The organism is Thermostichus sp. MS-CIW-34 (genome assembly GCF_054060435.1).
In genome coordinates this window covers 55,226-82,211 of sequence record NZ_JBSSDE010000004.1, presented here as the reverse complement: position 1 = coordinate 82,211, position 26,986 = coordinate 55,226, and the positions used below count along the sequence as shown (strand labels likewise).

Below are 26,986 nucleotides of genomic sequence, written 5' to 3'. Positions count from 1 at the left end.
AACTTTTTGGGCTAGGGCTTGCGTTTGGAGAAGATCCCTTTCTCATCTCGTGTGAAAATTTGCTTGACCTTTTCCCAAGCTTTGAGGAGTGCATGGGTGGAGTTATTGCTCTCTTGTTTGGCTTGGTTGTAGGCTTCCACAAAGGTTTGCTGCGCTTCTTCCGAGAGGTCAGCGCGGATTTCCGGCGAGATGCTCTCTGGGGTTAAGTCTCCCTCTGGCTCACCGGGCAAGTTCAAGTCGGCAATGGAAACTTCCTCTCCGCCAGCACTCTGCAGCAGCCAGTAAATTTCGCCCGACTTCTCTTCCGGTACTTGCACCACCAACAAGAACTCGCCCGCCTGTACCCGGGTTTGGTAGATGGCGGCTTTCTCCTGCGGCATACCCAAGGCAATCAGGGCGGATCCCAGGCCCGCTCCCAGTGCTCCGTACAAAGCGCCGCCCGTTGCCCCCAACAAAGCGGCTCCCAGAGGCCCAGCGGCCACCACTGCCCCCAAAAAGGGAATGAACAGCACCCCCACGCCAGTGAGCAGCCCCAGCAGGGATCCGAACAGGGATCCATAGATGGCCCCATTGGTCAGACCGTCCAGAACCACCTCTTTGCGGGTGATAAACCCGGTAATTTTGGCTTCGGTTTGAAAGTTGCGGCCAATAATGGAGATGCAATCGTTGGGAATGCCACGGTTCAAAAGCCGCTGGATACACTCTTGCAGCTTGACCTCTTCTTTGAAAGCGGCGGAAACACACTTTTTGGGAGCTTGGGCAAAAGCGCTCATACGCAATCTCCTGCTGAGTTTTACAGTGCCAAGGCAGGTTTTTTAACCTTTTCCCTGCTACTACTCTCGTCTTACTACTCTCATCCATTGTCTCCCCTCATCAACAAAGGATCCAGTCGAAGAATCGCGAACCCCCTGGAGAAATCTCCGTACTGAGGATGCCAACTCTACCCTTACCCCCAGCCTCCTTCCAGAGAGAGGGGAGTTAGGACTTAACGCACGCTACTTGTTGTTGAACGACTGTGGTGTTTGGAAGAGCTACAGCGAGCGGATCCCGGCCATCAAGCCCTGGCAGACCCCCGTCAGGAAATCTGGATCTAGGGTTTCCAAGGTATCGCTCAGCTTGTGGTAGTGGGGGTTGCGCAAGAAGGCGGTGTCGGTAACCATAACGGCGGCGTAGCCCGCATCCCAAAAGGGGGAGTGGTCGCTCAGGCGAGTGGCAGGTAGGATCAAGCCTCGCTGCCCGGCCAGCAGCCAGCAACAAGGGATCCCCGCTTTCTGAAAATCATGCTGCAGCTTGAGCAGATCCCCCCAGGTGGGCCAGTTGCCAATAAGGCCAATGTAATCTCCCCGGTTGGGGTAAAGCTTCTCAAGGCCGGCGGGATAGTCCTGGGATCCGGGGGCGGGATCCCGGTAGCCCAGCATTTCCAAAGACAGCATCAGCCGTAGGGATTGCCTCTGACGTTGAAGAAACTGGGCGTAAGCCCCACTGCCCACCATCCCCCGCTCCTCCAGGTCAAAAGCCACCAGCCACAGGGGGGAAGGGGCAGGGTTGGCGGCAAAATGGCGGGCCAATTCCAGCAACACCGCTATGCCGCTGGCGTTGTCGTCTGCTCCAGGGGTTGCCGGGGCAGCGTCAAAGTGGGCTCCGATGAGGATGGGTTGGCGGCCAGAACGGGATCCCGGCAATTTCAAGATCCAGTTGCGGTGCAGGCGGCCACCGGCCTCAAAGGGGAAGGACTCCAGGGATCCCCAGCCAGAGAGCTGCTCTTGGATGTAGCGCTCCACCTGCTGATGGCCCAAGGGCGACCAGTCGGGATCCCGCGGCTGGGCCACCTGGCGCAGATGGGCCTCTAGGCGCTGCTGCAGGTCTTGGAGATCTGACGCCATCATGAGCTTCCCACTCCAGACCGGGCAACTTGAGCATGGATCTGTCGGGCCAACTCCAGGGTGAAGTAGCGGTGGGATCCCACCGTTCCCGCCAACACCCGAAACGGATCCTCAGGCTCCCCCAGGTGATCCAGCACCAGAGCCGCCCCGGAAAAATCCTGATCCCGGGTATAGTCGTTTACCGTCACCACAGTGGGAATACCGGCCTGCTGGGCCGAGCGCAGCCCATTCTCCGAGTCTTCAAAGGCCAGGCAGGCCTGGGGGGGCAGCCCCATCTGTTCCAGGGTGTAGAAGTAGATGTCGGGGGCGGGCTTTTTGGCGGGGACAATATCGCCGGCAGCGATCACTTCAAACCAGCTTAGGCTCTCCGGCAGTGTGTGCTCCAAAAGGGCTGTTACATTTTCCGGCGTGGTGGTGGTGGCAATGGCCAAGCGGATCCCAGCAGCTCTGGCCTCCTGCAGGAGGCGCTTCACCCCTGGGCGGAGTGGGATCCCCCCTTGGGCCAATAGGGCAGTGTAGTGGCGGGTTTTGGCCTGGTGCAGCCGGGCAATGAGGGCATTTAAATCTTCACCAGGGGGTAGCGGCGGCTGGCAGGTTGCAACGAAATGGCGAATGCGCTCTTTGCCCCCCGTAATGGCCAGGAGTTGGCCGTAGAGCTCCACCGACCAGTGCCAGTCCAGCCCTGCCTCGGCAAAGGCAGCGTTAAAGGCCACGCGATGACCATCCCGCTCCGTGTCCGCCAGCGTGCCGTCCACATCGAAGATCAAAGCTTGGAGTGTCATGTGTACCCCCACCCGCCTACAAGCGACTCTATGCTACTGCATGGCTTGGGTGCCCCTAGCCAGGTTTCTGGGAAGGCCAACAAGGTGAGAAAATGAGGCACTGGTTATCCAATCTCGCCATGAGCTTCGATTTTGACGTAATCATCATCGGTGCCGGCGTCGGCGGCCACGGCGCTGCTTTACATGCGGTCGAATCTGGCCTGAAGACCGCCATCGTTGAAGGTGCAGAAATGGGCGGCACCTGCATCAACCGCGGCTGCATCCCCTCCAAGGCTCTGCTGGCCGCCTCAGGACGCCTGCGGGAACTGCAACATAGCTCTGGGCTGGGCATCCAAGTGGGATCCCTTCAGGTGAACCGAGAGGCTATTGCCAATCATGCTGCCCAAGTGGTGGAGAAGATCCGCGCCGACATGACTCGCTCGCTGGAGAAGCTGGGGGTAACAATCCTGAGAGGGCGAGGCAAGTTGGTGGCACCCCAGCAGGTGGAAGTCCAGGAAGAGAAGGGATCCTATACCTACACGGCGCAGGATGTTATTCTTGCTACGGGCTCCCGCCCCTTTGTGCCCCCTGGCATCGAGGTGGATGGGCGGACGGTGTTTACCAGCGACGAGGCGGTGCGGCTGGAGTGGATCCCGGAGCGGCTGGCCATTATCGGCAGCGGCTACATCGGCCAGGAGTTTGCCGACATCTACACCGCCCTGGGATCCCAGGTCATCCTCATCGAAGCCCTGGAGACCCTGATGCCGGCCTTTGACCCCGATATTGCCCGCCTGGCCCAGCGGGTGCTGATTAAGCCCAGGCAAATCCAGACCTACGTGGGGATCACGGCCAAGCAGGTGATCCCTGGCCAGCCAGTAACGATTCACCTCTCCAACGGCGAGACGCTGCAGGTGGATGGCTGCTTGGTGGCTGCCGGTCGGATCCCGGTCTCAGAGGGGCTGGGCTTGGCCGAGCTGGGCATCGACACCGGCAAACGGGGGTTCATCCCCGTCGATAGCCGCATGGCCACCGATTTGCCTCACCTCTGGGCCATTGGGGATGTGACAGGCAAAATGATGTTGGCCCACGCAGCGGCAGCCCAGGGGAGAGTGGCCGTGGAAAACATCTGTGGCCGTACTGCCTACATGGACTACCTCAGCATCCCGGCAGCGGTGTTCACTCACCCGGAAATGGGTTTTGTAGGGCTGACCGAGCCTCAGGCCAAGGAAGAAGGCTACAGCGTAGGCACGGTGCGCACCTACTTTGGCGGCAACTCCAAGGCTATTGCTTCGGGAGAGACGGAGGGCATGGTCAAGCTGGTCTTCGACAAGAGTACCGGCCTATTGCTGGGATCCCATATCTTCGGGCCCCATGCGGCGGATTTGATTCACGAGGCAGCTCAGGCCATTGCTCGCCGGGCCACGGTGCGAGAACTGGCCGGCTTGGTGCACGTTCACCCCACCTTGGCAGAGACGCTGGAGGAAGCCTACAAGCGGGCAACTCACGCTCTGGCAGGGCCTTAGCCAACGGCTCGGCAGAGGGTCGCCTGCCTCACTCGGTTTTGTGAGGACTCCGTCCCGCCCGCTCTGCCTCCGGCGGGGTTTACAACCAGGCTGTGAAGGGCCAGGTTCTCAGACGGGCAACCCAGCAAGATCTCCCGGCTCAAAGCGTCAAGAAGACCTTAGGATGGGGGAGAACGCGTGGGAGGAAGTGCTTTTGGTGAGCGAAGCCGAGATTACCCGGGCGGTGCAGGCCCAGTACGAGACTTTCCCCTATCCTCCTATTCCTTACGACCGGCCCTTTGAGGGCTTCTCCAGTCTGGGCAGCTATACCTTGGCGCAGTACGCCCGCACCCGTAGGCTGCAAGAGCCCGCAGGAGCCAGGTTTTTGGTGGCCGGGTGTGGCACCGGCTGGGAGGTGCATGGCATTGCCGCCAGCAACCCCGGCTATGGGTCGGTGGTCGGGATCGACATCAGCCGCCCGGCCCTAGAGATTGCCCAAAAGCGAATTAAGCACCACGGCCTACGCAACTGCTCTGTGCAGTACGGGGATCTGCTGGATCCCTCTACTTGGCCCGAAGGCAGCTTCGACATGATCAGCTCCTACGGCGTGATTCACCACACTGCAGATCCGGTGAAGGCTTTGAGCAATCTGGCATCGCGGTTGGCTCCCGATGGGGTGATGGCGCTGATGCTCTACAACCGTTCCGGCCGTTGGCATCTGTACCGCATTCGGCGAGCCTTGGAGTTGTTGGGCATCACCCCACCTGCAACCCCAGAAAAGATCGAATTTGTGCGGCAACTGCTGAAGGGAGCCAGCCCCAATTCCCTTTTGGCCAAGCACGCCAAGGCTCACCAAGAATACTATGGACAAGATGAAAACATTGTCGATAATTTCTTCCATGCCAATGATATTCCTTTCGACATCGGCGAGATTCCCGACTTGCTTGCCCAAGCCGGGCTGGAGTTTATCGATGTAGCCCCCTACTTGGACTATTGGAACGCCAGGCCGTTGATTGCCGCCACCCACCCGGAGTTCCATCGCCGCTACGAGGCCCTTGCTCGCATCGACCAACTGCGGGTCATGGAGTATCTGGAGCCTCTGTATCACACGCAAAATCTCTTCTGGTGTTGCCATCAAGGGAAAAAGGTGGACCACTGGGATCCCTTTACAGTCGAATTTTTTAAGAGCTCCCGCTGGCAACTCAACCCCTTGTTCGTCCGCTATGGCAGCGTGCGCTACTGGGATCAAAAAATCCCCTTTTCAGATCTGTTGGGCAAGCTGGATCCGGCCCAGATCCTGACCCAGAAGATGGATATTTTCTGGCCTATCGCCCGCATCCCGGGCAAGATGATAGCCTCTACCCGCTACCAAGTGGTGGAGCTGCTGCTGCCCTTGGCCAATCAAGCCCGTTCTGGCGCTGAGATCCTGGCTGCCCATGAAGAGAGAGCCGACCACCTTCTCAACCTATTTCGACAGTGGGAAGCAGACCGGTTAGTCCTGCGGGTTGCCTAGCTTCTGGTTATTCCAAACAGTCCAAATCACCAGGGTCAAAGTCTGTTCCATGCTAAGGTTGTATCATGCATGACCGAGGACGGTGCTTCTCCCCAGGCATGTTTGCGCCGGCGGTGCGGAGCACCTCTACTGGGACATCTTCGCCACAGCTTTCCCTGTGAATAGAGCTGGCAGATCTGGATCCCGATCAACATCCCTGACAACCCCAACGCCAGAGCTGGTAGGAGGCAAGGATGGCTGACTACAATCGCGGCATTATGAAGTTCAAGGGGGCAGATAGCCCAATTGTCGTTTTGATCTCGGCAGGAATTGTGGCCGGTGTGGTTTCGGCCCTGATCTGGTGGGCTTTGCACTTTGCTTACGCAGCTTGAGTCTCAGCCTCTTCCAGAAGCTAAGGGCAGCTTTTCCTGCGCTGCAAGCCTCCCGGACAAGGTAGGGAATTGGGACGAGGCTTCTTTGCAACGCTTGCGGCAGTCTCTTCAGCGTTGGTACCGTGAACACGGGCGGGATCTGCCCTGGCGCCGCACCCGGGATCCCTACGCCATTTGGGTTTCGGAAGTGATGTTACAGCAAACCCAGGTGGCAACAGTTATCCCCTACTTTCAGCGCTGGATGCAAACCCTGCCCGGGATCCCAGCACTGGCGGCAGCCCCCCAGCAGCAGGTGCTGAAACTGTGGGAGGGCCTGGGCTACTATCGGCGGGCCCTGAACTTGCACAAAGCTGCCCAAATTTTGATGCGGGAGCGAAACGGTGAGTTCCCCAGGGATTTGGAGCAGGTGCTGGCTCTGCCGGGGATCGGGCGCACCACGGCTGGCGGCATTCTCAGCGCTGCCTTCGATCAGCCTTTGCCCATTTTGGATGGCAACGTTAAGCGGGTGTTGGCTCGCTTGGTGGCTTTGCAACAGCCTCCGGCCCAGTGTCTGCCCCTGTTGTGGCAGCTTTCCCAGCAATTGTTGGATCCTGTGCAGCCACGGGCTTTTAACCAAGCCCTGATGGATTTGGGAGCTACCGTCTGTCGTCCCAAAAAGCCTCACTGTGGCCGGTGCCCTTGGCAAGCGGATTGCAGCGCCTACAATCGAGGTCAACACCAACAATTGCCTATGTCTGCACCCCGTGCCTCTCGTCCTCATAAGCAAATCGCGGTTGCCATTGTTCTGCGGGGAAAAGAAATCCTTATCGATCGACGACTGGAAAGCTCAATGCTCAGTGGGCTGTGGGAGTTTCCCGGAGGGAAAATCGAGCCGGGAGAAACGGCTGCTGAGTGTGTAGTGCGGGAGGTGAAGGAAGAAATCGGCATCGACATCGAGGTGGTCGCACCGCTGGCCACCATCGAACATGCCTACACCCATTTCACCGTTACTCTTATTGCTTTTATCTGCCGCTACCTGGGCGGAGAAGCCCAAGCCCTGCAATGTAGCGAGGTGCGCTGGGTCAGCCCGGCGGAACTGTCGGAATTTCCCTTCCCGGGAGCCAATCAAAAGTTGTTTCCCCACTTGTATGCTTGGCTGGCAGAGCATGGCAACCCATGATGAACCCACCCAATCCGCCAAATGGCTTAGACCCTTCTGGAACGTTTGCCCCAAGACATTCGATAGGATAGTAGATGTCCTGCTGCCGTGAGCTACGGATATGCTTGTCACTCTGGAAAAAGCTGGGGAGATTCTGGCTAAGGGATCCCATACAGCCATCACAACCACAGATGGCAAGATCGCGCTGGTGCCCAAAGGAAAAGAAACCCTCAAACTGACGGCCAACGAAGCCATTAACCTAATGTTTTACGTCGTCCGCTCCGCTGAACCGGCAGAGACGGTGATGGCCCAACTGGAGGAGGCAGTTGCCAAAGCTCAAGCCCCCGATCCAGCCGAGGAACGGGCCAGAAAATATCGAGAACTTCGTGGCATCTAAACGGATGGGCACTCGTGCCGGTTGGATCCCTTCGCCAACTGGAGAGAGACTCCAAAACTTAAAAGCAGGAGGAGCTGAGGGCGACGAACTTTCCATCGGTGGTCCACCCCAGCAGCATGGGCTCTTGCGGTTGAATGGCCCGTCCGGTGAGAGCACAGCATTGGGCTTGGTGGGCCGTGGCCGGGAAGCTGGCCCGAATATCCTCAGGACTGAGGGCAGCAGCCCCTTGAGAGCATGCCTCTAACCCCCAAAACCCTGAACTTTGCTGAATTTACTGAGCTTTAGGCGGTTTGGCAAAAGTCATTGAGAGGGATATAGTAGACCAAGTTTCCCCCTGATCCTTGAGTCCACCGCAACGGTTGCCGGGAAGTGAAGGGGGAAAGCGCTCGGGGGGTATTCCTCAGGGCTTTGCGGGATACCGCCTTCCTGCTCAGAGATAGGCAGGATGCGATCGCTTCTTTCCTGAACCATGTTCAGGAGAGTTCAGCGTGAATGTATCAGTGACGCAGGACATAACTCCAAAGAATTTCCCGTATGAGGGCCTGGTAACCCTGATTTCCGGCCAACGCCTTCAGTCGCTGCTTCAGCTCACGTTCCAGCCGAATGCTGGTCACTTCCATCTGGGTCGTGGGAATGGGGGAATGGGCGCGAATGGGCATGCAGGGATCCTCCCTCGAAAAGCCTATACTACTCCTGTAGCATAGCTGGCTTACCGCCTGAGCGGGGATCCCGGCCTGGGTGAGATGGCTCAGGTCAAAATGGGCCTAAGCTGTGCAGTTCTGACCGCTAAGGCAACGTCAGTATCCTGATGGTATGGTTGAGTTGATCCCGTCCCGTCGCCGTGCCTTGGAGCATTTGCTGGCTCGTCTTGGATTCAGGGATCCGGCTTTGCTGGAACAACTGCGTTGGGATCTGCTGGATCAGGCTCTGATTCACCCTTCTCTGGATGGCCAGCGGAACAACGATCGGCTGGAGTTGTTGGGGGATTCTGTCCTGCGAATTTTGGTTACGGAATTCTTGTTTCAGTCCTATCCCCATCTGTCGGTGGGAGAGCTGACCGCGATTCGCTCCGACCTGACCAGCGATGCTTACCTGGCAGAACTGGCGGATCTGCACGGCTTGGATCGCTACCTGGAGGTGGGATCCAGCTCGCAAAACGACTTGGCCGGACGGGGTCGGCGGCTGGCGGATGCTTTCGAGGCTCTGCTTGGGGCTTTTTATCTCAGTTGGGGTATTTACACGCTGCCCAGGCTGCATCCCTGGCTGGATCCCTACTTACACCGACGAGTGGAGCAATGGTTCCAAGACCCCACTCGGCGCAACCCCAAAGCAGCCTTGCAAGAACTGACCCAACGCCTTTGGGGTAGCCTGCCCGAATACCGCCTGGTGGCCGCCCAGGAGCATCCCCCTCATTTCACCATGGAAGTTTGGGGGCAAGGGCGGTGCTGGGGCCGCGGTGAAGGTCGCTCGAAAAAGGCTGCGGAAATGGCCGCCGCTGCTCAAGCCTACGAACACTTGCAGTCGGAGAAGACATGAGAGGCAACCACCGCTACGAGTTGGCCAGTTGGTTGTTTTTGCTGGGGAGTGGCCTGTTTGCGGCGAGCGAGGTGATGACCTTGGGTAGCGACCCCCCTCCGTGGGATCCCGCAGCTCCAACCCTTCTCAATCTAAAGGTTGTCCAAACCCTGCTGGGAATAGGAGCCAGTCTCCTGTTCGTCGTAGGCAGTGCTCTGTTTATCCTCGATGCCCGTCACCGCTGAGATGCGCCCCTTATCCAGCAACCACAATAGCCCTTCTCCGAGAGCAACAGAGGCGAATAGATGAGAAGCTTGCTAATAGGGACTTCTTCCGGCTACGGGATCCGCAGGCGAGAGACTTTCTTTCTGTGGCAACCCTTCCGGCTCGTTTGACGAGTCATTCGGACGAGAGGAAAAAGATGGCTCTGGGCTGCTCGCGTCGGCAGGATCCATCCCCGGCAAAGCCAAAGAACCAGCAGCCTCGGTGGCCCGAGCATACAGCCTGGCTCGAACCTCTGCCTCCTGCTTGGGCTTCAGATAGAGGTTCTCCAGCAGCACCGCCATACCCGCCACCCACGGGGGGGCGATCACCGCCCCAACAATACCCAACAACTGGGTGCCCCCCAGCACCGCCAGCAACTGATACAAGGGCTTCACCCGCACCGAGGATCCCACCAACAGAGGATCCAACACATAGGTTTCCAGGTTTTGAACGGCAACGTATAGGATCAGCACCCACAAAAAAGTCCAGCCCCCCTGAACGATTGCCACCACCAAGGCGGGCAGGGATCCCAGTACTGGCCCAATGAAGGGGATAAGGTTGGTAAACCCAGCGATCACCCCCAGCGCCAGAGCGAACTCCGACAGGCCGAGAAAGCGAAGCGAGACGGTGATCATCACACCCAAAATGGCAGAGACCAGCACCCGCCCCTGAATGTAGCCCCCCATGCGCTGGGCCATCGGGTGTACCTGCTGAGCCAGCCGCTCATTCCAGGGATAAGGAAACAACTCCACCAAGCCCCGCACCAAGTCAGAGCCGCTCACCAGCATGTAGCCGGAAATGAAGAGGGTCAGCACCGTGGTTAGCAGACCACCCAGCAAACCGCGGGTGAAGTCGAAAGACTGCACCAGCACCCGTTGTCCCGAGCGAACTGCCCAGCTCATCAACGACTGAGGATCGAGCAACTGGTTTAAGTAGTCCAGCGCCGCCGGATCCACCCCCGCCAGATCGGCAATCCAGGTGTCCACCAGCAGTTGTAGTCGCTCCAGATAGAAGGGCAACCTCGCTAGCAACCGCTGGGTCTGAGTCGCCACCGTTGGGCCAATGAGCAGAGCCAAGCCGGCAATCCCGGCAATTAAGCTCAAATACACCAGCACAACCCCCAGCCAGCGGGGGATGCGTAGTCGCTCGGCCAGATCCACCAGGGGAGCCAGCGCCGCCGCCACCACCACCGCGATCATCACGGTCAGCACCAAGCTGCGCAGTTGCCACAGCAGCAACAACAGCATCCCTGTGGCCACCACCAGGGCTACGGAGGATACGGAGATGGTCAATTGTCTTCGGCTCATCATCTGGCTGGGTTCTCTTCAGGGGGCTAGGTAACAGACGGTTCTACCATCCTGGCTTGCCCTAGCTGGACTTGCCAAACGCTCTTGGGCAAAGACCCTAGACCCAGAACTTCCCTGCCCAGTCGGCCAGACCAAAGATCCGCAGCAAAAACCCAGCCAGAATTGCAGCTACCGCAACAGTTCCATCCGTACCGCTTCTGCATATTCCAGCAGCTCCGGGGATCCCGTGCCGGAAGCCCGCCACAACATCAAAGCGCTACCCAAATCGGAAGCGGCACCAGCCCTATCCTCTCCCTGGTAAGCGCGCGCCATACCCCGGTAGTAGTACACATCACCTTGGTAAGGCTGCAACTCAAGAGCTCGGCTGAAATCCTGAACGGCCAAATTGAAGTCGCAGATGCTGGCCCACATCAGGCCGCGATGGACATAGGCCTCGAAAAGATCGGCAGCACTTTGATTTTGCTTGGCCAGCTCAATCGCCAGATGCGACACATCAAACGCCGATTCCAGATGGCCTTGTTCGGCCCAGATGCGAGAGCGGATCAAGTGCAGTTGCGGGTTGTGATAGGCAATCCGATCCAGAGGAGACAAGGTTGCCAGAGCCTGCTCAGGTTCTTGCAAACGCTCGTGTTGGATTTTGGCCTTGAGCAAATAGGCTTCAGCCAGATAGGGATCCAAAGCAATGGCAATATCCAGATCCCGCAGAGCAGAGCGCATCAAGCGAGCAATGGCAGAAGCATGCTCCGGCTGCGGTAAAGCAACAGGATCTTCTTGAGACTCCCGCCAGAAGTATTGCGCCCGTTGCAGATAAAGCTGCGCATTTCCCGGCTCCTGTTGGATGGACTGGGTTAGCCGCGCCAGCTCATTGGGAAGATCCGCCGGAGCAGAGGATTGAGAGAGAGTGGGATCCTGACGCCGAGGCCGTGCCGGCACGGCAAGGCTTGGGTTGGAACGGCCAACAACCCCGGCGGGCTGGGGATCTGCCTGTTGCGCAAGCCATTGATAGACCTGCTGCTGGTGAGCGAGAGAGCGCTGCTCAAGCTGCTGTACCCGTTCTTGCAGCTGAGCTTGCCGCATGAGCCAAGATCCAGAACCTGCTTCATCTTCAAACAAGGCCTGGGATGAGGGCAGGGAGTGCTCCCAAGCTTGCAGAGAAACCTCAGTGGCCGCACTCCGCCCTTTCCGAGACGAGGCCAACCAGCCACATTCGCCGATCAAAAACGGCAAGGACAGCAAACCCAACAAAGCCGAGCCGGAGAACAGAAGACTGGGCCTAAGCATGGATCCCACCCCTTGAAATAGCTTAGAAGTAAAGAGTTGCCTCTAAACTAGTTCGCCGCAGCCGCAGTGTCCAGAGTTTCGGCGATGCTTGCCCTGAGCCAAAACTCAGAAACTCTCCCCTAGGGGATTCTGCCACCCGCCAGATCCACCAACTCCACGCGGCGATTCTTCGCCCGGCCTTCCTCAGTGGTGTTGCTGGCCACAGGAGCAGAGAACCCCACACCAACCGGATAGAGTCGACGTTGCTCGATACCCAGCTGAACCAACCGGTTGACAACCGCCTCGGCCCGGCGCCGCGAGAGACCTAGGTTGTAGTCGAAGCTACCGGTTGCATCGGTATGACCGACCACGAGGATGCTGAGGTCGGTGCGCTCGCGCATCAGCTTGGCGATCTCGGCAAGGGTGGGCTCGGCAGCCGCTTCGATTTGATCCGAGTCATAGGCAAAGAGAATGCCGTAGACCCTTACCTTGCTTGATGAAGACCGACAGCATCCCGACGATCCGAACAAGGGCAAGGAAGAAAGCTAATCCCTCTGCGGATAGGGCTTTGTGGGCAGGTTGACACGGGAAGCCCCTCGGATCCAGGGAAAGGGGAAGTATCGCAATGACCTCTGGGCCAGGGGGGATCCCTTCAGCGCCGTCGTCTGGAGCAGCGACGCAGTAACCAACTGGCGGCGGCCCGGTCGCCTTCATCCCACGCCAACCGCTCCACGGCCACCATCACCATCGAGGTGATTACAGCTTCACTTAAATGGCGAGAACGCAAGTGCTGCACGGCTGAAGTGGCGGCCTCTAGGTCGCGTCTGCGGATGGCGCGGAGCAGCTCATCAGACATAGACCAAGTCAACGAGCCTCACTTCCTTTCTGCCCCCTTTCTACCCCAAGAGCCAAAAATTTCCCTTTTCCTTCACCTGCTTGTCAGATAATGCAAAAGTTCGTCTTACTCTCACGAAATATCTCACAAAATGTCTTAGGAATTGTTATACTTTTTGCCCCTGAGCCGACCAGGCATGTTAGGCAGCAGGAAGAGCCACAGGAGAGCACGGGATCCCTTTGATAAGCCGCTCCATTTCTGCTTGTAAATCTTGGGTGAGGGCTTGTACGGCTTGTCGGCGGTTGGCCTGGTAGGCGGGCCAGCGTTCGGAAACCGAGAGGGGATCCCCAATGCTGAAACGCGCCAGGCGGGGGCCCAAGCGGGGGGGAGCAGTTCCGACGGGATTTTCTCCTTTGATCCAAGCCAGCAGACTCCAGAGGCGCAGGGCGGTTTCCGCCAACTCGTCTAGACTTAGACTGGGCTGCTCGGGCATGGGGCGCACCGCAAACACCATCAAGGTTTCCGCCAAGCGCATGTGCCAGAGGTGAAAACTGGCCTCAGCAGCCACTCGATTGGCCAGCCCCCTTTCCAAAGCCGAGAGAGCAGCAATATCGGCAATATCTTCGCGGTAGATCCAGGCCCAGCCCGCCTGTTCGATGCGGTGCCGCCGCTCGATGAAGTCTCCTTGAGGCTCTAGGCCGAAATGTTGCTCGGCCACCCGCAGGGCCAGATCTGACAAGCTTTGAAGACGCGCCAACAGATCCCCCTCTTTAACTTGGGCTCTATCTGCAGCAGGAAGGGCAGGGGCATAAAAGCGCTCATAGAAGGTCTGCACGACTTGCAGCAGGTGTTCTCCCAAGCGAAGGATACGGGCCAGCAAAAAGGCCTGACTGGCATGGGTTGAGCGCGGGGGTGGCAGCTTGCAATCGGCCTCCATGCGGCTGAGCAATCTATTCAGAGCGGCACTGGGATCCCGCAGGTAGGAATAGCGAAGGCCTACCGGCAAGATCAGCACCTGCTCTGGCCGTCCCGCCTTGTGCAGATCCTCCACCGCCCAAAAGCTCATCTGGGCTACCCCCGGCTCCAACGGGTTGAGAAGACTGCTCATACCGTTGATCGTTCCTTCTGGAGCTACCGCCAGCGGATATCGGCCCGATACAAACTGCTCACGAGAACTTTTTAGCCCTGCCCGATCCAGACGGCCTCGCAAAATCGGGATCCCGCCCAAGCGCGGCAAGCCCCAACGGGCAACGGATCCCAGCCACAGAGGTAGGCCGCGGTCGTAGACAAACAAAACGTGGGGCCGGCCCCGAAAGCGGATCCCCTGGCGTTGGGCCACCTGCGGCAGGAGATGGGCGAACAAGTACATCAAGCAGGGGGGATCATCGAGGGTCGGGTGTCGAAACGCCACCAACAGGCGAATCTTGCCCGCCTCAAACTGCTGATAAAGCTGAGCCAAACGCTCTCCCCCCTCTACTTCAACGCGAGGGATCCCTTTGGTCCATCGCAACCAAAAGGGCAAGCCTGCTTGAGCAAAACGAACGACCCAAGGCGTCAATCGCGGTGGCAAAAACTTGAGGGGTGGCTGAACCTTCTGTTGCATAGGGATCCTTATCTAGGGTCAGCAAGATCGGTGAACCTAGGCTTTGGATCCCATCTTAAAGAGGGCAAAGCGGGAAGAAAGCTGCGCAGTGACAGTTCGTCAACTGGATCCCTTCTCCTCACTCCCGGCCCGGCAGCGGCTCAAGCCCCAGCAGTTTTTTTCCGGCGACCGCGAGTCGCTTTGGGGGAAGCTTCTTTACTTGGGGTTGACTCCTCCACCACCTGGCCGTTTAGCACTTGCTTGAGGTGAATGTGCTTGTAACCTAGCTGAATCTCGAACTCATCCCCGGGTTTGAGATTCATTTTTTCGGTGTAGGCCGACCCAATGATCAACTGCCCATTTTTGTGAACGCTGACCCGAAAGGTTGGTTCACGACCGCGCTTGTCTCGGCTGGAACTTGGGCTGAGACTCAGACCTTTTGCCGCCAGCACCGCGTCATAGAACTCATTCAAGTTGACGCGAGGCTTGTTGGTCTTGGTCATGGTTACATAGCCACATCGCTTTGCCGTTTCTCGGCGTGGAAGATGCCCCAACGCTTCGACCTTCTGGAGCAGAGCCTTCCCGGTTAAAGGTTGTGGTGGTATATCTGACATTTTTTAATGTCCTACATCCTTCTCTTAAGATCATACCCTTGTGATGTACTCCTGCAACCGAAAGTCTGAGACTTTTTTGAAGACAGGTTTTTCTCTTGTTCCTTGAGCCAGCAGCTCCGAAGGAAAAACCTCGTCTCCCTCAAGAGGTGTTCCTGCCCTTGCCAAAAGGTGATGGGGGCAAAAAGAACTCAAGCCCTGAAGAGTGCTGGGGCTTTTGTGGATGGAGCTGACAAAAGATCGCCTTGGGGGTAGTACCGCGGTGTAGATCCGACTCACCGCTTTCTACAGCCTCATCCCCACTCGTCGGCTGCCCCAAACTCTGATCACAGCCAGAAAACAGGCTCGACTTTCCAAAAAACCGCCGCTGAGATGGTGATTGCCTTGCGCAAATCGGTCGAAAAGACAGCCAGAGCGGTGTGAAGCTGGATGCCATCAGACCTAGGCCAGCAGGCATTTTTATCTCTTGGCAGAGGCCGGCTACATCTGAGTAGTGGCTGAGGGATCCCCTCTTCGGCACTTCTTCAGATGGGAGCGCAGTGAGCGCGAGTTGCCCAAAGCAAGTTATTCATTCAGGATCCACTCGATTGGCTGCCGCTGAGACAACGATGAGTGGCAAGCTCACCAGCAAACAAAAGCCCCATTGCTCCCAAGACAGGGGTGCTGTGTCGAAGATAATGTTGAACAGGCTCCACTGGCTGAAGAGGATCTGCAGCAGGATGGCCGCCCCAATGCCGATGGCAATGGCTGCTGTATCCATGAGGCGCTCATGGCGCTCCAATTGGCTGGCACGTCCACGGCCCAACAGGGTAGGAATGGCCTGGCTGAGGCTGAGCAAGTAGAAGATGCGCCCGATCACCAACGCTTGGATGGCCATGGTGCGGGCCAGGTTAAGGTTGCCGGTGGTTTGTTCAATGTATTCAAAAACCCCGAAGATCAAGATCCAGTTGAACACGGACACCAGCAGGATGCGCTGCAGCAGCCTAGGAGAGAGCAAGTTGGCCTCCGGATCCCGCGGTGGGCGAGTCATCTCTCGGCCTGTGCTCGGCTCAAAGGCAAGAGGCACCGTCATGGTGATGGAGTTGATCATGTTTAGCCACAGCACTTGAATGGCCAGAATGGGGAGCTCGCGGTTGAGCAGCACGCTGAGGAGAATCGTCATCGATTCCCCCCCGTTCACCGGCAGGATGAAGGCAATGGCTTTGAGCAGGTTGTTGTAAACCGTGCGCCCCTCCTCAACGGCTGCCTCAATGGAGGCGAAGTTGTCATCGGTCAGGATCATGTCGGCAGCAGCTTTGGCCACTTCGGTGCCGCCTCGCCCCATGGCAATCCCCACATCTGCTTGCTTCAAGGCCGGAGCGTCGTTCACCCCATCGCCGGTCATGGCCACGATCTGCCCCCGCGCTTGCAGAGCTTCCACCAGGCGCAGCTTTTGCTCTGGCACCACCCGTGCGAAGACGGATCCCCGATTGGCAGCTTCCACAAATTCCTCCGGGCTGAGCTGCTCCAGATCTCGACCGCTGTAGGCTTGCACAGGTTTTCCACCCCCCAGGCCCATCTGCTCGGCAATGGCTTGAGCCGTGAGCACGTGGTCGCCGGTGATCATCTTCACCTGGATCCCAGCCGTTTGACAGGAACGCACGGCGGCAATGGCCTCCGGCCGCGGCGGGTCAATCATTCCCTGCAAACCGAGGAAGATTAAACCCTCCTGCAGATCTGGGTGATCCACCCGAGTTTGGCTGCTGGGGACGGTTTTTTGGGCAAAGGCCAGAACTCGCAGCCCTTGTCGTGCCAACGCCTCCACCTGCTGGCGAATCCGCTCCTCTTCCAGAGGCTGGATCTCCCCCTGGGATCCCATCTGGCTATGGCAGCGGGACAAGAGAGCCTCTACGGATCCCTTGACATAGATGCAGTGCTCTTCTGGCCCCAGGCAGTGCAAGGTGGCCATGTACTGAAACTCGGATTCAAAGGGGATGCTGTCCAGGCGAGGGCGGCGGCGCTGCAGATCTTCTCGATCCAAGCCCCCTTTCTGAGCCGCCACAAGCAGAGCCGCCTCGGTCGGATCCCCTACAACTTCCCACTGGCCCTTGTCCTTGGGTTGGAGGCGGGTGTCGTTGCAGAGGCAGCCAGCTACGAGGCAAGCCTCAAGAGCAGGCAATTGATGGATTTCGATGGGGGAATCAGCCGCCTGGAACAGGATCTGGCCCTGGGGGCTGTAGCCGCTGCCGGTAACCCGGTAGAGCTGGGATCCGGCGTAGATGGCCTGCACCGTCATCTGGTTTTCCGTGAGGGTGCCGGTTTTGTCAGAGCAAATTACCGTAGCGCTGCCCAGGGTCTCCACCGCCGGCAGCTTGCGGATAATGGCGTGGCGTTTTGCCATGCGGGAAACCCCAATCGCCAAGGTTACAGTGACTACCGTCGGCAAGCCTTCGGGGATAGCACTCACCGCCAGCGCCACTGCCGCCTCAAAGACAGTCGCTGCCGCTTGGCCCTGCACCAGCCCCACCAGAAAAGTAAGCGCAGCCAAGGTGAGGATAATTTTCAGCAAAGTCAGGCTGAACGCCTCAAACTTACGTGTCAGGGGAGTTTGCAGGGATCCCCCTTCCTCGATCAGCTTGGAGATGCGGCCTGTTTGGGTCTGGTTACCGATGGCCACCACCACCCCTGCTCCTTGGCCGAAGGTAACAAAGCTGCCGGCATAGGCCATGTTCTGGCGGTCGGCTAGGGGTGTGTCTTCCGCCAGGGATCCCAGCCGTTTTTCCACCGGCACCGACTCTCCGGTCAGGGCCGATTCATCCGCCTGCAAGTTGCGCACGCTCAGCAAGCGCAGGTCGGCGGGCACCTTATCTCCCGAACTCAGCAGCACCACATCCCCCGGCACCAGCTCCCGCGAGGGCACCCGCAGTTTTTGCCCATCCCGGATGACCGTGACCTCCGTCACCACCGACTGGGCCAGGGCGGCGATCGCTTCCTCCGCTTTGGACTCTTGGATGTAGCCGATGAGAGCGTTGATTACCACCACCGCCCAGATCACGATGGCATTGCGCCAGGATCCCAAAAACGCCTTGACCGCCCCGGCAACCATCAAGATGTAGAGCAAGGATTGGTTGAACTGCTGCAGAAACTTCACCCAGGCCGGGGTAGCCGCCTTGGCCTTTAGCTCGTTGGGGCCATATTGCTTCTGCCGCTGGATCACCTCAGCTTGAGACAGACCCCGTTCCAGAAGCGCCGCCAGAAGCAGATCCACTGCAACGATTTGGCGGGCAACTTCCTCTTCGGGCAGGGCGTGCCAGGGAGCTGCCGGCAATGAGTCAGGGGAGACGGATTTTGCCATCGCAGGTCTCTAGTTGAATCGCAACAGAACTTGAAAGCCAGCCGTGAATTCAACGGCAAATCCCTCGTACAGTCCACAGCCTAGCCGACGCCGCCTACCCCCCAAAAGTGCCGCTGTTCCCCCCAGCGTCAACAAAGCCTAGTACCCAGGAATGCTGGGGAAGGGAAACCACCTGTCCAGTTGTTCTGTCGGGGGTCGTAGACCTAGACAAGTGGCGTGGGGTAGGAATACCCAACCGCGAGGTAAAGACTCCATCCCGCTGACGCCAAGGGAAGCCCGCGCTCTGTCCGTAGGACGAGCGCCGGGAGGATGTCACGAATGCTAGGGTCTGTAACAGAGGGGAGCTTGCTCAAGATCGACAGGGATCCTTGGCCAGCCGAGCCAGAGCCTCCAAATCAGCACCCACCACGCGGTTGAGAATCCATTCGGGATGTTGCTGGGCACCCATGCGTCGATAGAACTCTATCGCCGGCTGATTCCAATCCAAAACCATCCACTCCAGCCGCCCATATCCTTTGGCCACCGCCTCCTGAGCCACCCGCGCCAAGAGCGCTTTGCCAATGCCTCTGCCGCGAAACTCCGGCAACACGAACAGATCCTCAAGGTAAATCCCTGGTCGGGTCAGGAACGTGGAAAAATTGCGGAAGTAGAGGGCAAATCCCACCGCTTGCCCCTCCACTTCTGCCAACAACGCCGAGGCCAAAGCCTCTGGGCCAAACAAATAGTGGCGCAACAGATCAGCGGATCCCGTTACCAGGTGGCTCAGCTTCTCGTACTCGGCCAAGGCGCAGATGAGGTCAAACAAAACGGGCACATCTAAGGCGGTGGCAGGACGGATTTCCATACTTTTGCCTGGCTTCACAACCAATTCCTTGAATTTCCTGAGATACCGGCACGAGAACAGACCACAGTTTATTCTTGTTGTGGACAGAACGCCCAGGCAGCATCTTTTGGACGCGCAGCGTGGTGGGGGCAGCGGCAGGGGCCCAGAGGACTCACCGCACAAGGCAGGTAGGGTGACCGAGAAAAGTAACGGCAGAAGGGATCCCAGGCCGAGTCAGAAAAGAGAGTTGGCATGGCCCGGCGCTCGTCCCCGATTGAGAGGCGGCGGGATCCCCTCTTTTCCAGCAGAGGGATCAACTGAGCCCAGAACGTTAGCCCCAACCACAAGCCAACTCCCACTCAGCGCTTGCACAATTGCCCTCCCCCGTCGGCCAACAGCGTTGTCTTCCAACCAGAATCAGCCTCGGCCAGCCTGCTTGCCCAGGACTAGCGTGGCAGCCCGTTTTGGAGCTGTCCTTCCCTGCCGGCAAGAACCCGAGAAAAACCGATTAGAGTGAAATATGGACTGACCCGCTGAGCCTTCCGATTCCATGACCACCTCCACCCTTGATGCTGCTGCCATCCTTGAAGCGTTGCGCCCTGTTCAAGATCCGGAGCTGCGCCGCAGCCTGGTGGAACTGAACATGATCCGGGATATTCGCGTCGAGCCTGGGCGAGTGGCCTTTACCCTGGTGCTGACCACGCCGGCCTGCCCTTTGCGAGAATTCATTGTCGAGGAGTGCAAAGCTGCCATCCGCCAGCTGGCCCCCATCGAAGCCATTGATGTTACGGTAACGGCAGAAACCCCCCGTTCCCCTTCCCTGCCGAATCGCCAGTCCATCCCCGGTGTGCGCAACATCATCGCCATTTCCAGCGGCAAGGGGGGAGTGGGCAAAACTTCGGTGTCGGTAAATGTGGCCGTGGCGCTGGCCCAAAGTGGAGCGCGGGTGGGGCTGCTGGATGCCGATATTTACGGTCCCAATGTGCCGCTGATGCTGGGCCTGCAGGATCGGTCTCTGGTTGTGCAAAAACGGGAGGACGGCGGCGAGGATATCTTCCCCCTGGAAAATTACGGCGTCAAGATGGTGTCGATGGGCCTCTTGGTGGGACGGGATCAGCCGGTGATCTGGCGGGGGCCGATGTTGAACGGGGTGATCCGGCAATTCCTCTATCAGGTGCAGTGGGGAGAGTTGGACTACTTGGTTGTGGATATGCCCCCCGGCACCGGCGATGCTCAGTTGACCCTAGTGCAGGCAGTGCCGCTGGCAGGAGCTGTGATCGTCACCACGCCCCAATCGGTGGCCCTGCTGGACAGCCGCAAGGGCTTGAACATGTTTCGGCAGTTGGGGGTGCCCATCCTGGGTATTGTGGAAAACATGAGCTACTTCATCCCGCCCGACCTGCCGGATCGCCAGTACGATATTTTCGGCTCGGAAGGGGGAGAGACCACGGCCCGCGAGCTTGGTGTCCCGCTGCTGGGGCGGATCCCGTTGGAGATTGCCCTGCGCCAAGGGGGAGATATGGGTACGCCTATTGTCATCGGCCAACCTGAGTCGGCTTCAGCCCGGGCCTTGAAGCAGATTGCCAAAACCTTGGCAGGCCGCGTTTCCATGTTGGCTTTGGGGGCAGGCTAGAAGCGCTCTGCTTCCACCAACGAGACCCCGAAGCTGCGTCCCCCCACCACAATCCCCTCTTGGGCCTTGCCGCGCACGGTTACAGTGCTGTTCATGGCCGGTAGCCCCTTGTCGGTGATGACCCAGAGGGAGCCGCTGTTGTCTTGGAGCTCATACACACCCTGGCCGAACACTCCTATCTGGTTGACCACGCGACCGCGGACATACACATCGGTGTAGCGGGAGGGATTTTGCTCTACGGTGGCGATGGGAGTTGTGCCGATGCCCAGACGCGCCAGTGGCCCACACCCGGCTAGGGCCAGGCTCAAACACAGCAAGAACACCAGGGATCCCTTGGGGAAAGGTAGGCCGAGTCGCTGTTTCATGGGTTGCTTCCATTACGAGCACCTGCTCCCAAGATAGCAAGCCGGCAGGGAAATCCACGGCCAAGTCAGAACTTCTCGCCAATGCCGAAGTGCAGTTGGCCTTGGCCGGCTCCGCCTTGCCCAACCGCGTAGTCGATGCGCAACGGCCCCAAGGGAGATTGGATGCGAATGCCGACCCCCAGCCCCAAACCACTGCCCGGCTTGTTGCGCACCGCTGCGGGATTGCCGGCCACGGCAGCTCCACTGCCCAGATCAGTGCCGTAGTCGGCGAAAACCACGGCTCCCACCGGGTCAAAAAGGGGGAAACGCAACTCGGCGGTTGCCGTAGCAAAGCTGCGACCGGAACCGATACCCCCCTCAAAAAAGCCCCGCACCGAGCTGCCCCCACCGATGGGGAAAGCATCGTAGGGAGCCAAGTCGCCGATGGTCGTGCCTGCTCGCACATCAAAGGCCAATACCTGCGGTCGCTCGCTGCGGGTTTCAAACAGGTTGACGGGAATGAACTGGCTGTAGCCGGCCTCGAGGCGGTTGGCATTCAAGCCATTTTGAAACAGACGTACCGACTGTTCTGTGGAGATGCGAAAGACCGAGCCCTGGCTGGGGCTGTTGGGGTTGTCGCGGGCGTCGTTGACAAGGCCGAGGCGCAGGGTGGTGTAGCTGTCTTGGCCGCTCTCGCTGAAGGTAATCGGGTTGCCCAGCACATCGAAGCGCTGCTGCTCCCCGTTGCTGTTGCGAGCTTCTACAAATTGGATGCGGGTGCCCAAGCTAGCCCGCCAATTGCCCCCAATCGGGCGAGAGAAAGTCACCCCGCCACCAAGACGGTTGATGCGCACGGGATCCCCATTGGGCAGGGTGAATCCCTCATTGAAGACAAAGCTAGAACTTTGCTGGTTGGAGATGTTGACGTTGTAGGAGGTGGGAATGTCCAGCGTGGCAATCCGCGGGTCGGTGAAGTTTAAGTCGAAGAGGGTTTCGTTGGTGCCCACCTGCACGTTGAAGCTGGCACTCTGGTTGTTGCCGCCCAAGTTTTGTTCGGAGACGTTGAGGCCGGCGAAGACCCCTGTGGCGGAGCTAACGCCGATGGTGCCGCCCAAGGTACCGGTGCGACGTTCTTCCACGTTCACCACCACCACCACCTTGTCGGGATCCTGGCCGGGGTTGAGCCCCACATTCACATCTTGAAACAGGTTGAGATTAAAAACCGCCTGCAGGTCTTCCTGGATTTGGTTGCGGTTAAACACATCCCCCGGCTTGGACTTCAACTCGCGGGTGATGATGAAGTCACGGGTTTTGGTGTTGCCCTGAACGCGAATATCCTCGATCACCCCCTCGGCAATTTCCAGGACGATGGTGCCATCTTCGGAGGAGCGCACATCCGTAACCTTGGCCAGCACGTAACCCTTATCGGCGTACCACTGCTCGATCTCGGCCACAGCCAGTTGCAGCTCGCCGAAGCTGAGCACCCGCCCTTCCTGGTCGGCAAAGGCGGCCCGCAGCACTTCCGGATCCAGAACTTTCGCCCCTTCCGTGCGCACGGCTTTCAGGATTGGGTTGGGCTTGACCTCAAAGGTGACCCGCACCCCCAAAGGCGTATCGGAAGGCACTGCCCGCACATCGGCAAACAATCCGGTGGCAAACACGGCATTGATGTCTTCCCGCAACTGGGATCGGGTGGAAACCTCGCCGGCGCGGGTGCGGATGACGCTGTAAACCCGGTTGATCAGCTCCGGATCTTCAGTGCCCTCAACCACTACCTCCGCTACCAACACTTCTGGCTCGCCGGCAGTGGGGGGTGGGGTGGGGGAGGGCTGGGCGGGGGTGTCGCCACCGGTGCGCAGGTCGAGGGTGCCGGGCTGAGGAACCGATTGCGCCCAAGCCGGGGATCCCATCAGCAGAGCGCTACGGGACGCTTCAGCAAACGCAAAAGCGGTGCAGAGCACCATCCCGCGGGTGAGAGCTGAAGCCAGCCAAGGGCGAAGTTGCCTGGAACGATTCATGGGGATCCCTCGCACACCAAAAAGCAAGATTGCACAGCCGGGCCAAGCTTGCGTTAAAACCCTCTGCCGCCCAGCAGCGGACAATTGCCCTGGATTATATCAATCCCCATCCACCCAGATCCGAGCGTGGCCGCGAACCGGATTGCGGACTTGGGCAGTCTGGAGTGCAAAAAGCAGCCTCCCCCGCTCAAGGCAGGCGCAGGGATCCCCTACAGCGCTGGCCGCAAGACCTCGGCTCGACTTCCTCGGCAGCTAGGTTGACTTGGGAGTTGAGGATGACGACGGTGATGGGAGCAGGAGTGGGAGGCAAAGAGCGGCTGCTCCTCCAGCCCCAACTGTCGGCGTACTGTTGTGGGGGAACGTTGGGCAGGATCAGGACGGTGTTTTGCAGGACGTTGCTTTGCAGGGTGGTGGCGTTGCCGTTCAGGATCGCCATCTGCTGGGTGTGGGAAGTCTGAGCCAGGACGGCTGGAGCAAACCCGAAGCCGAGCAGAGCTGCCACTCCGGGGAGGAGGAGTTGGGTGGACAACATCGAGGATTCTCCACAAGACGCCAGGATGCCGACACTTTAGCCTGCTTTGCCCTCCGCTGAGTTGCCGCAAAAAAGCAAAAAAAGCTACGTGATGGGGAGGGATCCCTGCTGGGGACGTACAGCCGCGCGGCCCAGGCCCACAAAAAAGCCTGCAGAGGGTACTCTGTGCAGGCCCGTCTTGCTCGTCTGGATTGTCTTGATGGAGCTCAGAAGGAGAAACCGGCCCCCGCTCAGGAGCCGCAGGGGAAAATCAGCTCTCCGGCTCAAACACCTTCAGATCCACCACCTTCCCCCCTTGGAAAGTCCAGTGGGCAAAGGTGCCGGCCACCTCCCCATTCTCATCGAAGTTGATGGATCCAGAGGCGCCGGTGTAGAAGATGTCTTCCCCTTTGCCGATCAGCTCCACCGCCTTGGCCCACTCTCCGGGCAGGATCTCGGTGCCGGGGGGATTGGCCACTTCCCGCAAAGCATCCCGAACAGCAGTGCCATCGGTGCTGCCGGCTTTCTGAATGGCCAGAGCCAGGACAAAAGCGGCATCGTAGGCGGTGTCAATGTAGGGGGTGGGGGGCAGCTCCCCGTAGGCGGCTTTGTAGGCTTCGGCAAAGATTTGGTAAGCCTTGCTATCGGTGAGGGCCTGGGGCGAAACGCCGATGGATCCCTCTAGCTTTTCGGCTCCCACCTGGGCTGCCACATCGGGAGAGCGCATGCCATCGGTGAAGACAAAGCGGTCAAACAGCCCCTCTTCCAAAGCTTGCCGCAAAATGACCACACCGTTTTCGGGGTAGCCAATCAGCACCAACGCCTGGGGATCCCCTTCCTTCAGTTGGGTCAGCTCACTGCGATAGGAAGCCTTGCCGGGCTCGTAGGGAACCGACTTGGTGATGGTGCCGCCCCGCTTTTCAAAAGCAGTCTTAAAGCTGTCGGCAAGGCCCTGGCCGTAGTCGTTATTAATGTAGATGATGGCCAGGCGCTCCAGCTTCTCTTCACGGGTGATCTGGGCCAGGGCTACCCCTTGATAGGCATCGGAAGGAACTGTGCGAAACAGAAAATCGTTGTCCTCCAGGGTGGTAATGGTAGGAGCGGTGGAAGCGGGGGAAATTTGCGGGATCCGATTGGGAACAGAAACCGTCGTGGCCACCGGGATGGTGATGCCACTGCCCAAGGCGCCGATGATGCCGGCCACCTTCTCCACGGTGACCAACCGCTGAGCTGCGTCGATAGCCGGCTGAGCCGACGTCTGGTCATCCGCTTCGACCACTTGGGCAGGGGATCCCAAAATGCCGCCAGCCGCGTTGATTTGGTCAATCGCCAGCTTGATCCCCTTGAGGCAGTTTTCCCCGAAGGCCTGCAAATCCCCGGTGAGAGACATTAAAGCCCCAATTTTGACCGGCCCTTGAGTGGCCTGCTGAGCCGTGCTGGGCAGCAGAGTGGTGGCAAGAGCAGCAGCCGTCAGGGCAGCCGCCGCCGCAAAGGCCCGTCGGGTGAGTTTGTTCATGGGAGACATAACCAACAACCTCCTATGAGGGAAGAGAAAGTAGAACTCAGATCCCAAAGGTCAAGTAAAGTCAAGTGTTGAGTCGTAGCAGTCAGACGTTGACTCACCTCAAAGCGTTCCCCACTTCCTCAAGAAAAGATGGCTCCGGGAAACAGGCGGGCCAGACTCAGGATCTCGCCCGTTCCTTGGCTGCTGTAGGGCTGGCTGCGGCCTCCAAAGGCAGTTGCCCCTGTAGGAATCCAGGAAGGATAATGGGCAAACTCGGCCATTGGGCTCATTATATTTTGAGAAATACTGAACTCATCGGTCGGCGGGGTTTTCCCAAGGCAGCGGCGTGATTGTTATCGACGACATCTCCAAGCGGTTTGGCGGCATTAGCGCGGTGGATCACTGTTCCTTCCGCATCGAAACCGGTCGGATTACGGGCTTGATCGGCCCGAATGGGGCAGGGAAGACCACGCTCTTTAACATCATTGCCGGGTTTATTCGGCCCAGCAGCGGGCGCATCTGGCTAGATGGGGAAGACATCACCGGCCTGCCCCCTCACCATCTGTTCCGTCGAGGGCTGGTGCGCACCTTTCAGATCCCGCGGGAGTTTGGCCGCATGACCGTCTTGGAGAACTTGATGGTGGTTCCCCCCAACCAGATAGGGGAAAACCTGTTCGCCACTTGGTTCGGTTGGCGGCGGGTGCAACGACAAGAACGCAACCTGCAAGCTCGGGCGGAAGAGGTTCTGGAACGGCTGAACCTGATCCATCTGCGGGATCAACTGGCCGTCACCCTTTCCGGGGGGCAAAAAAAACTCTTGGAACTGGGACGTACCTTGATGACCGATGCACGGGTGATCCTGCTGGACGAGCCGGGGGCTGGCGTCAACCGCACCCTGCTGGCGGATTTGATGCGCTTTATCGAGTATCTCAACCGCGAGCGGGGCTGCACCTTTTGCATCATCGAGCATGACCTGGATCTGGTGACCCGTCTCTGCGACCATGTGGTGGTCATGGCTGCCGGCAAGGTTCTCACCCAGGGATCCATGGAGGAGATCAAACAAAACCCAGCCGTGCGGGAGGCCTATTTGGGATCTGTGGCACTGGCCGACTCCCTAAACCCACCCCAGCCCTCCCCTCTGCCTTCGGAGGGATCCCTCTCATGACCCCTTTGCTGGACATCCAGGATCTCTACAGCGGCTACCGGGGGGTGGACATCCTCAAAGGGATCCACCTGAAGGTGAACCCCGGGCAAATGGTGGTGATCATCGGCCCCAATGGAGCCGGCAAATCGACGGTGCTGAAATCCTTATTTGGCTTGGCCACCATCCGCTCAGGCCGAGTGCTGTTTCAGGGATCCGACATCACCCACCTGCCCACTGAGCAACTGGTGCAGCGGGGAATCGGCTTTGTGCCCCAGACCAACAATGTCTTTCCTTCCCTCACCGTGCAAGAGAACCTGGAGATGGGGGCCTTCATCCGACGCGACAACCCTGCCGCCCAACTGGAGCGGGTTTATGAGCTGTTTCCGCCCCTGAAAGAGAAACGACGCCAAGCGGCGGGATCCCTATCGGGTGGACAACGGCAGATGCTGGCCATAGGGCGAGCGTTGATGGTGGAGCCGCAGTTGTTGTTGCTGGATGAGCCGACCGCCGGCCTGTCACCGCTGTACATAGAACAGACCTTCGCCCTCCTGCAAGAGATCAACCGTCTCGGCATCAGCATCCTCATGGTGGAGCAAAATGCCAAGCAGGCCCTGAAGATGGCGGACTGGGGCTATGTCTTGTCCACCGGAGAGAACCGCTTTGAGGATACTGGCCCCAACTTGTTGAACAATCCTGAGGTGCTGGAGCTGTTCTTGGGTGGTTGAGGCCCTCACCC

The 26,986-nt window shown here is 58.8% G+C and carries 27 protein-coding genes; 10 read left to right on the top strand and 17 right to left on the bottom strand.

The annotated features are described in order from the left end of the window. Positions 1 to 11 precede the first annotated feature (11 nt). From ACVWYY_RS02485 to ACVWYY_RS02475, 3 genes are all read right to left on the bottom strand, one after another. A complete protein-coding gene (locus ACVWYY_RS02485) occupies positions 12 to 773 on the bottom strand; it encodes a ChaB family protein (protein WP_457402377.1) in 762 nt (253 codons plus the stop codon). 258 nt (positions 774 to 1,031) lie between these two features. Further along, positions 1,032 to 1,886, bottom strand: a complete 855-nt coding sequence (locus tag ACVWYY_RS02480) for a M28 family peptidase (protein WP_457402379.1) — start codon at positions 1,884 to 1,886, stop codon at positions 1,032 to 1,034. Next, a complete protein-coding gene (locus ACVWYY_RS02475) occupies positions 1,883 to 2,665 on the bottom strand; it encodes an HAD family hydrolase (RefSeq protein ID WP_414399981.1) in 783 nt (260 codons plus the stop codon). The genes ACVWYY_RS02480 and ACVWYY_RS02475 overlap by 4 nt, the downstream gene beginning before the upstream one ends. Positions 2,666 to 2,784: 119 nt before the next feature. Here ACVWYY_RS02475 and lpdA point away from each other — a divergent pair, with 119 nt between their 5' ends. From lpdA to ACVWYY_RS02450, 5 genes are all read left to right on the top strand, one after another. Continuing rightward, positions 2,785 to 4,167, top strand: a complete 1,383-nt coding sequence (gene lpdA / locus ACVWYY_RS02470; RefSeq protein WP_457402466.1) for a dihydrolipoyl dehydrogenase — start codon at positions 2,785 to 2,787, stop codon at positions 4,165 to 4,167. A gap of 163 nt (positions 4,168 to 4,330) precedes the next feature. Beyond that, positions 4,331 to 5,659 (top strand): class I SAM-dependent methyltransferase, encoded by a 1,329-nt coding sequence (locus ACVWYY_RS02465; protein WP_457402381.1) that lies wholly within the window; start codon positions 4,331 to 4,333, stop codon positions 5,657 to 5,659. Between the two features lie 233 nt (positions 5,660 to 5,892). Beyond that, positions 5,893 to 6,030, top strand: a complete 138-nt coding sequence (locus ACVWYY_RS02460) for a hypothetical protein (protein ID WP_011432392.1) — start codon at positions 5,893 to 5,895, stop codon at positions 6,028 to 6,030. 85 nt (positions 6,031 to 6,115) lie between these two features. Beyond that, positions 6,116 to 7,189 carry an A/G-specific adenine glycosylase gene (gene mutY / locus ACVWYY_RS02455; RefSeq protein WP_414407956.1) on the top strand — a complete coding sequence of 358 codons (1,074 nt, stop codon included), beginning with the start codon at positions 6,116 to 6,118 and terminating at the stop codon, positions 7,187 to 7,189. Between the two features lie 100 nt (positions 7,190 to 7,289). After that, positions 7,290 to 7,565 (top strand): hypothetical protein, encoded by a 276-nt coding sequence (locus tag ACVWYY_RS02450; protein ID WP_011432394.1) that lies wholly within the window; start codon positions 7,290 to 7,292, stop codon positions 7,563 to 7,565. A 497-nt stretch (positions 7,566 to 8,062) separates the two neighbouring features. Here the strand turns inward: ACVWYY_RS02450 and ACVWYY_RS02445 are convergent, their stop codons facing one another. Next, positions 8,063 to 8,224, bottom strand: a complete 162-nt coding sequence (locus tag ACVWYY_RS02445; RefSeq protein ID WP_457384166.1) for a hypothetical protein — start codon at positions 8,222 to 8,224, stop codon at positions 8,063 to 8,065. Between the two features lie 154 nt (positions 8,225 to 8,378). Here ACVWYY_RS02445 and rnc point away from each other — a divergent pair, with 154 nt between their 5' ends. Both rnc and ACVWYY_RS02435 read left to right on the top strand, forming a co-directional pair. Beyond that, positions 8,379 to 9,101, top strand: coding sequence for a ribonuclease III (rnc, locus tag ACVWYY_RS02440; protein ID WP_099813433.1), 723 nt, complete (start codon positions 8,379 to 8,381; stop codon positions 9,099 to 9,101). Beyond that, entirely contained in the window at positions 9,098 to 9,325 is a 228-nt protein-coding gene (locus ACVWYY_RS02435) for a hypothetical protein (RefSeq protein WP_099816162.1), read from the top strand. The genes rnc and ACVWYY_RS02435 overlap by 4 nt, the downstream gene beginning before the upstream one ends. 72 nt (positions 9,326 to 9,397) lie before the next feature. Here ACVWYY_RS02435 and ACVWYY_RS02430 read toward each other — a convergent pair whose 3' ends face one another. The 9 genes from ACVWYY_RS02430 to ACVWYY_RS02390 form a co-directional block, all read right to left on the bottom strand. Next, on the bottom strand, positions 9,398 to 10,651 hold the full coding sequence (locus ACVWYY_RS02430; RefSeq protein ID WP_457439510.1) for an AI-2E family transporter: 1,254 nt from the start codon (positions 10,649 to 10,651) through the stop codon (positions 9,398 to 9,400). Positions 10,652 to 10,819: 168 nt separating this feature from the next. Then, on the bottom strand, positions 10,820 to 11,932 hold the full coding sequence (locus tag ACVWYY_RS02425; RefSeq protein WP_457439499.1) for a hypothetical protein: 1,113 nt from the start codon (positions 11,930 to 11,932) through the stop codon (positions 10,820 to 10,822). A 119-nt stretch (positions 11,933 to 12,051) separates the two neighbouring features. Beyond that, a complete protein-coding gene (locus ACVWYY_RS02420; RefSeq protein ID WP_457439497.1) occupies positions 12,052 to 12,441 on the bottom strand; it encodes an OmpA family protein in 390 nt (129 codons plus the stop codon). A gap of 122 nt (positions 12,442 to 12,563) precedes the next feature. Continuing rightward, positions 12,564 to 12,767 carry a hypothetical protein gene (locus tag ACVWYY_RS02415; RefSeq protein ID WP_041436260.1) on the bottom strand — a complete coding sequence of 68 codons (204 nt, stop codon included), beginning with the start codon at positions 12,765 to 12,767 and terminating at the stop codon, positions 12,564 to 12,566. Between the two features lie 178 nt (positions 12,768 to 12,945). Next, positions 12,946 to 14,349 (bottom strand): 1-acyl-sn-glycerol-3-phosphate acyltransferase, encoded by a 1,404-nt coding sequence (locus ACVWYY_RS02410; protein ID WP_457439495.1) that lies wholly within the window; start codon positions 14,347 to 14,349, stop codon positions 12,946 to 12,948. A 140-nt stretch (positions 14,350 to 14,489) separates the two neighbouring features. Continuing rightward, positions 14,490 to 14,942, bottom strand: a complete 453-nt coding sequence (locus tag ACVWYY_RS02405; RefSeq protein ID WP_011432404.1) for an AbrB family transcriptional regulator — start codon at positions 14,940 to 14,942, stop codon at positions 14,490 to 14,492. Between the two features lie 565 nt (positions 14,943 to 15,507). Beyond that, entirely contained in the window at positions 15,508 to 18,273 is a 2,766-nt protein-coding gene (locus tag ACVWYY_RS02400; RefSeq protein WP_457402391.1) for a cation-transporting P-type ATPase, read from the bottom strand. Between the two features lie 349 nt (positions 18,274 to 18,622). After that, positions 18,623 to 19,117 (bottom strand): GNAT family N-acetyltransferase, encoded by a 495-nt coding sequence (locus ACVWYY_RS02395; protein ID WP_041436262.1) that lies wholly within the window; start codon positions 19,115 to 19,117, stop codon positions 18,623 to 18,625. Positions 19,118 to 19,185: 68 nt separating this feature from the next. Beyond that, positions 19,186 to 19,350, bottom strand: coding sequence for a DUF6464 family protein (locus ACVWYY_RS02390; protein WP_238376969.1), 165 nt, complete (start codon positions 19,348 to 19,350; stop codon positions 19,186 to 19,188). 296 nt (positions 19,351 to 19,646) lie between these two features. Between ACVWYY_RS02390 and ACVWYY_RS02385 the strand changes: the two genes are divergently transcribed. Continuing rightward, the gene (locus ACVWYY_RS02385) at positions 19,647 to 20,729 is read left to right on the top strand and encodes an Mrp/NBP35 family ATP-binding protein (RefSeq protein WP_414399491.1); all 1,083 of its coding nucleotides are present in this window, start codon (positions 19,647 to 19,649) and stop codon (positions 20,727 to 20,729) included. On the opposite strand, the gene ACVWYY_RS02380 is transcribed toward ACVWYY_RS02385, so the two are convergent. The 4 genes from ACVWYY_RS02380 to ACVWYY_RS02365 all read right to left on the bottom strand — a co-directional run bounded on the left by ACVWYY_RS02380 (position 20,726) and on the right by ACVWYY_RS02365 (position 25,127). Continuing rightward, positions 20,726 to 21,094, bottom strand: a complete 369-nt coding sequence (locus tag ACVWYY_RS02380; RefSeq protein WP_414373839.1) for a hypothetical protein — start codon at positions 21,092 to 21,094, stop codon at positions 20,726 to 20,728. The two genes, ACVWYY_RS02385 and ACVWYY_RS02380, sit on opposite strands and share 4 nt — an antisense overlap. Positions 21,095 to 21,159: 65 nt before the next feature. After that, positions 21,160 to 23,091: a BamA/TamA family outer membrane protein gene (locus ACVWYY_RS02375; RefSeq protein WP_457402396.1), complete on the bottom strand. Its 1,932-nt coding sequence runs from the start codon at positions 23,089 to 23,091 to the stop codon at positions 21,160 to 21,162. A 187-nt stretch (positions 23,092 to 23,278) separates the two neighbouring features. Then, positions 23,279 to 23,623, bottom strand: coding sequence for a hypothetical protein (locus ACVWYY_RS02370; protein ID WP_011432412.1), 345 nt, complete (start codon positions 23,621 to 23,623; stop codon positions 23,279 to 23,281). A 250-nt stretch (positions 23,624 to 23,873) separates the two neighbouring features. Further along, positions 23,874 to 25,127: an ABC transporter substrate-binding protein gene (locus ACVWYY_RS02365; protein ID WP_011432413.1), complete on the bottom strand. Its 1,254-nt coding sequence runs from the start codon at positions 25,125 to 25,127 to the stop codon at positions 23,874 to 23,876. Between the two features lie 325 nt (positions 25,128 to 25,452). Between ACVWYY_RS02365 and ACVWYY_RS02360 the strand changes: the two genes are divergently transcribed. Further along, positions 25,453 to 26,271, top strand: coding sequence for an ABC transporter ATP-binding protein (locus tag ACVWYY_RS02360; protein ID WP_414329274.1), 819 nt, complete (start codon positions 25,453 to 25,455; stop codon positions 26,269 to 26,271). Further along, a complete protein-coding gene (locus tag ACVWYY_RS02355) occupies positions 26,268 to 26,975 on the top strand; it encodes an ABC transporter ATP-binding protein (RefSeq protein ID WP_457402398.1) in 708 nt (235 codons plus the stop codon). The genes ACVWYY_RS02360 and ACVWYY_RS02355 overlap by 4 nt, the downstream gene beginning before the upstream one ends. The last annotated feature ends 11 nt before the right edge of the window (positions 26,976 to 26,986 follow it).

Bases quoted from the DNA above. Each gene is read 5' to 3' on its own strand.
- ACVWYY_RS02485 (WP_457402377.1), bottom strand. From the start codon at position 773: ATGAGCGCTTTTGCCCAAGCTCCCAAAAAGTGTGTTTCCGCCGCTTTC.
- ACVWYY_RS02480 (WP_457402379.1), bottom strand. From the start codon at position 1,886: ATGATGGCGTCAGATCTCCAAGACCTGCAGCAGCGCCTAGAGGCCCAT.
- ACVWYY_RS02475 (WP_414399981.1), bottom strand. From the start codon at position 2,665: ATGACACTCCAAGCTTTGATCTTCGATGTGGACGGCACGCTGGCGGAC.
- lpdA (WP_457402466.1), top strand. From the start codon at position 2,785: ATGAGCTTCGATTTTGACGTAATCATCATCGGTGCCGGCGTCGGCGGC.
- ACVWYY_RS02465 (WP_457402381.1), top strand. From the start codon at position 4,331: ATGGGGGAGAACGCGTGGGAGGAAGTGCTTTTGGTGAGCGAAGCCGAG.
- ACVWYY_RS02460 (WP_011432392.1), top strand. From the start codon at position 5,893: ATGGCTGACTACAATCGCGGCATTATGAAGTTCAAGGGGGCAGATAGC.
- ACVWYY_RS02450 (WP_011432394.1), top strand. From the start codon at position 7,290: ATGCTTGTCACTCTGGAAAAAGCTGGGGAGATTCTGGCTAAGGGATCC.
- ACVWYY_RS02445 (WP_457384166.1), bottom strand. From the start codon at position 8,224: ATGCCCATTCGCGCCCATTCCCCCATTCCCACGACCCAGATGGAAGTG.
- rnc (WP_099813433.1), top strand. From the start codon at position 8,379: ATGGTTGAGTTGATCCCGTCCCGTCGCCGTGCCTTGGAGCATTTGCTG.
- ACVWYY_RS02435 (WP_099816162.1), top strand. From the start codon at position 9,098: ATGAGAGGCAACCACCGCTACGAGTTGGCCAGTTGGTTGTTTTTGCTG.
- ACVWYY_RS02430 (WP_457439510.1), bottom strand. From the start codon at position 10,651: ATGAGCCGAAGACAATTGACCATCTCCGTATCCTCCGTAGCCCTGGTG.
- ACVWYY_RS02425 (WP_457439499.1), bottom strand. From the start codon at position 11,932: ATGCTTAGGCCCAGTCTTCTGTTCTCCGGCTCGGCTTTGTTGGGTTTG.
- ACVWYY_RS02415 (WP_041436260.1), bottom strand. From the start codon at position 12,767: ATGTCTGATGAGCTGCTCCGCGCCATCCGCAGACGCGACCTAGAGGCC.
- ACVWYY_RS02410 (WP_457439495.1), bottom strand. From the start codon at position 14,349: ATGCAACAGAAGGTTCAGCCACCCCTCAAGTTTTTGCCACCGCGATTG.
- ACVWYY_RS02405 (WP_011432404.1), bottom strand. From the start codon at position 14,942: ATGTCAGATATACCACCACAACCTTTAACCGGGAAGGCTCTGCTCCAG.
- ACVWYY_RS02400 (WP_457402391.1), bottom strand. From the start codon at position 18,273: ATGGCAAAATCCGTCTCCCCTGACTCATTGCCGGCAGCTCCCTGGCAC.
- ACVWYY_RS02395 (WP_041436262.1), bottom strand. From the start codon at position 19,117: ATGGAAATCCGTCCTGCCACCGCCTTAGATGTGCCCGTTTTGTTTGAC.
- ACVWYY_RS02390 (WP_238376969.1), bottom strand. From the start codon at position 19,350: ATGCCAACTCTCTTTTCTGACTCGGCCTGGGATCCCTTCTGCCGTTAC.
- ACVWYY_RS02385 (WP_414399491.1), top strand. From the start codon at position 19,647: ATGACCACCTCCACCCTTGATGCTGCTGCCATCCTTGAAGCGTTGCGC.
- ACVWYY_RS02380 (WP_414373839.1), bottom strand. From the start codon at position 21,094: ATGAAACAGCGACTCGGCCTACCTTTCCCCAAGGGATCCCTGGTGTTC.
- ACVWYY_RS02375 (WP_457402396.1), bottom strand. From the start codon at position 23,091: ATGAATCGTTCCAGGCAACTTCGCCCTTGGCTGGCTTCAGCTCTCACC.
- ACVWYY_RS02370 (WP_011432412.1), bottom strand. From the start codon at position 23,623: ATGTTGTCCACCCAACTCCTCCTCCCCGGAGTGGCAGCTCTGCTCGGC.
- ACVWYY_RS02365 (WP_011432413.1), bottom strand. From the start codon at position 25,127: ATGTCTCCCATGAACAAACTCACCCGACGGGCCTTTGCGGCGGCGGCT.
- ACVWYY_RS02355 (WP_457402398.1), top strand. From the start codon at position 26,268: ATGACCCCTTTGCTGGACATCCAGGATCTCTACAGCGGCTACCGGGGG.